Consider the following 3,693-nt stretch of genomic DNA (forward strand, 5'->3'; position numbering starts at 1 on the left):
ATTAACACTTTAACAGCATCTCTACCTTGTCCTAATTTTGTTTCACCATAGCTAAACCAAGAACCTGCTTTTTTGATGATTTCAAACTCTACAGCTAAGTCAAGAATTTCTCCAGTTTTTGAAACTCCTTCGCCATACATAATGTCGAATTCTGCAGTTTTAAATGGTGGCGCTACTTTGTTCTTTACTACTTTTACTTTGGTTCTATTGCCAATAACGTTTTCACCATCTTTAATTTGAGAAGAACGACGAATATCTAAACGAACCGATGCATAAAATTTCAAAGCGTTTCCTCCTGTTGTAGTTTCAGGATTTCCAAACATTACACCAATTTTCTCTCGCAACTGATTGATGAAGAATACAGTACAATTTGTTTTGCTAATAGTTCCGGTTAATTTTCTTAATGCTTGAGACATTAAACGAGCGTGTAATCCCATTTTAGAATCCCCCATTTCTCCTTCAATTTCACTTTTTGGAGTGAGAGCTGCAACAGAGTCAATGACTACAATATCAATGGCTCCAGAACGAATTAAGTTCTCAGCAATTTCTAATGCTTGTTCTCCGTTATCGGGCTGTGAAATAATTAAATTTTCAATATCAACCCCTAATTTTTCAGCATAATTTCTATCGAATGCGTGTTCTGCATCAATGAAAGCAGCTATTCCACCTGCTTTTTGAGCTTCTGCAATGGCATGTAATGTTAAGGTTGTTTTACCAGAGGATTCTGGGCCATATATTTCGATAACTCTTCCTTTTGGATAACCGTTTACACCAAGTGCCAAATCAAGACCAAGCGAACCAGAAGGAATGACTTCAACTTCTTCTACAGCTTTATCGCCCATTTTCATTACGGTTCCTTTTCCGTAGGCTTTGTCTAATTTATCAAGTGTTAATTGTAATGCTTTTAATTTAGCTTCTTTTTCCGAACTCATTTTTTAAAAAATTTATTGGTATAAAATTAATGTTTTTTTATTGTAAATTCAAACCAATTTATAAAATTATAAACAATCTACAAGACAAATATATTTTCTATTTTTGTTTTCTATTTTTATAGTATGGAAAAAATTATTTCTTATCCAATTTCAGTAGTTTATTATTTATGTTTTGGGTTGACATTAGTTATTTTTCACCCTATTCAGTGGTTTTGTTTCAATGTTTTAGGATATCAAGCTCACAAAAAAAGCGTTGACTATTTGAACTTTTGTTTGACCAAATGCACAACTATTTTAGGAACAACCTATACGTTTGAAAACAGAGAATTAATTCCAGAAAATGTTCCAATAATTTTTGTCGCTAATCATCAAAGTCTATATGATGTAATCGGAATTATATGGTTTTTGCGTCGCTTTCATGCCAAGTTTGTTAGTAAAAAAGAATTAGGGAAAGGCATTCCAAGTGTTTCTTATAATTTAAGACATGGAGGTTCTGTTTTAATCGATAGGAAAGACCCAAAACAAGCTATTCCATTAATTAAAGGATTATCAGAATATATAGAAAAGCATAAACGATCTGCTGTAATTTTTCCCGAAGGAACAAGAAGTAAAGACGGAAAGCCAAAAGAATTCGTACAAAGTGGGCTAAAAATTTTATGTAAATATGCTCCATCTGCTTATGTTATTCCAATAAGTATAAATAATTCATGGAAAATGGTTAAATTTGGTGCGTTTCCAATGGGTTTAGGAAATCATTTGCAATTTATAATTCACAAACCAATTGCAGTTGCAGACTTTTCGATTGAAGAATTAATAAAAAAAACGGAAAGCGCAGTGGTAAACTCGATAAAAGTATAATTACAATTTGTGTTTAGAGTAATTACTAAACCCTAATTTAAAAATTCTATAATCATAATGTCTATTAAAAACATTCGTCTTGAAGTGATGCAATTTCTAGATTCCAAAGTCGATGAATTTGTCGATAAATTTTTAATTCCAATTGAAACTATTTGGCAACCTTCTGATTTTTTGCCTGATGCACAAAGTGATACTTTTTTTGAAGAAGTTAAAGAAATTCAAGAAATAGCCAAAGAGTTACCGTATGATTTCTGGGTAGCAATGGTTGGCGATACCATCACAGAAGAAGCACTTCCTACTTATGAATCGTGGTTAATGGATGTAGAAGGAATTGATAATGTTGAACGCAACGGTTGGTCGAGATGGATTCGTCAATGGACTAGTGAAGAAAACCGTCATGGTGATTTATTAAACAAATATTTATACCTATCGGGTAGGATAAACATGCGTGAAGTTGAAATTACTACGCAGCATTTAATTGCCGATGGATTTGATATTGGTACAGGTCGTGATCCATATAAAAACTTTGTTTATACAAGTTTTCAAGAATTAGCAACTTATGTTTCACACAATAGAGTTTCACAAATTGCTAAAGAATATGGGGACAAAAAATTATCTAAAGTCTGTAAACTAATTGCAGGTGACGAAATGCGCCATCATCACGCTTATTGTGAATTTGTAGATCAAATTTTTAAAGTAGATCCATCCGAAATGATGTTGGCTTTTCAGTACATGATGAAGCAAAAAATTACAATGCCTGCTCTTTTTTTAAGAGAATCAGGTGAAAAAATTGGAGTAGCTTTTGAACAATTTTCTAATTCTGCACAAAAATTAGGAGTTTACACGGCTAATGATTATGTAGAAATCATGCAAAAACTAATTGATAGGTGGCAAATTGATAAGATAGGAAATCTAAGCGATGAAGCCGAAAAAGCTAGAGATTATCTAATGAAACTTCCAGGAAGAATGGCTAAAATTTCAGAAAGATTGGTTTTGCCAGATGAAAATTATATTTTCAAATGGGTACAGCCAGCTCTAGTTAGATAATAGAAAATAGATTAAATCCTTTCCCAAAAAAGAAAGGATTTTTTTAAATCAATAACTTATGCCATTAATAGATAATACGATTCTTTTTGTAAAACAAAAATTAGAAAATGCTGAGGGCGGACACGATTGGTTTCATATCGAACGGGTATACAAAAATGCTTTGCTAATTGCTCAAAATGAAATTTGTAATTTGGAAATTGTTCAACTTGGGGCATTGCTTCATGATATCGCCGATAGTAAATTTAATAATGGTGATGAAACCGTCGGACCAAAAGTAGCGAGAGAATTTTTAGAATCTCAAAAGACTTCTGAAGAAATAATTAATCACGTTATAAATATCATTGAAAACATTTCGTTCAAAGGAGGAAATTTCGAAAATAAATCTACTTCAAAAGAACTGCAAATCGTTCAAGATGCAGATAGATTAGATGCCATTGGCGCCATTGGGATTGCCAGAACTTTTAATTACGGTGGCTTTAAAAACCGTGCTTTATACAATCCTGCAATTGCACCAAATCTTCATATGACTAAAGAAGAATATAAAAACTCGGAAGCGCCTACACTAAATCATTTTTACGAAAAGCTTTTACTTTTGAAAGACAAAATGAATACAGAAACAGGAAAAAAAATTGCATTAGAAAGACATCAATACATGGAAAATTTCCTTTCCCAGTTTTATGCGGAATGGGAAGGAAAAAAGTAGACAGCAGTTTTCAGTTGTAATTATGAGATTGATGACTGCGACTGATGACTAACTATTTCCCAGAAAAATTTGCTTTTCTTTTTTCTAAAAACGCAGTCGTTCCTTCTTTAAAATCTTCGGTGCCAAAGCATTTTCCAAAGTTTCTAATTTCGG

General features: G+C 32.5%; 4 protein-coding genes and 1 pseudogene. 3 read left to right on the forward strand and 2 right to left on the reverse strand.

The window, feature by feature from the left end:
- A partial coding sequence (gene recA / locus ACOYLT_RS10800; RefSeq protein ID WP_422853857.1) for a recombinase RecA occupies positions 1–932 on the reverse strand: 932 nt, incomplete at its 3' end.
- 123 nt (positions 933–1,055) lie between these two features.
- Between recA and ACOYLT_RS10805 the strand changes: the two genes are divergently transcribed.
- From ACOYLT_RS10805 to ACOYLT_RS10815, 3 genes are read left to right on the forward strand one after another with little or no spacing between them, the layout of a single operon-like run.
- Positions 1,056–1,790 (forward strand): lysophospholipid acyltransferase family protein, encoded by a 735-nt coding sequence (locus tag ACOYLT_RS10805; protein WP_422853858.1) that lies wholly within the window; start codon positions 1,056–1,058, stop codon positions 1,788–1,790.
- A gap of 57 nt (positions 1,791–1,847) precedes the next feature.
- Entirely contained in the window at positions 1,848–2,837 is a 990-nt protein-coding gene (locus ACOYLT_RS10810; protein ID WP_422853859.1) for an acyl-ACP desaturase, read from the forward strand.
- A gap of 58 nt (positions 2,838–2,895) precedes the next feature.
- Entirely contained in the window at positions 2,896–3,540 is a 645-nt protein-coding gene (locus ACOYLT_RS10815; RefSeq protein ID WP_422853860.1) for an HD domain-containing protein, read from the forward strand.
- A gap of 52 nt (positions 3,541–3,592) precedes the next feature.
- Here ACOYLT_RS10815 and ACOYLT_RS10820 read toward each other — a convergent pair.
- Positions 3,593–3,693 (reverse strand): annotated as a pseudogene (locus ACOYLT_RS10820) (enoyl-CoA hydratase); the annotation flags it as partial.

The sequence above is a fragment of the Flavobacterium sp. genome (assembly GCF_049318185.1).
Taxonomy (GTDB): domain Bacteria; phylum Bacteroidota; class Bacteroidia; order Flavobacteriales; family Flavobacteriaceae; genus Flavobacterium.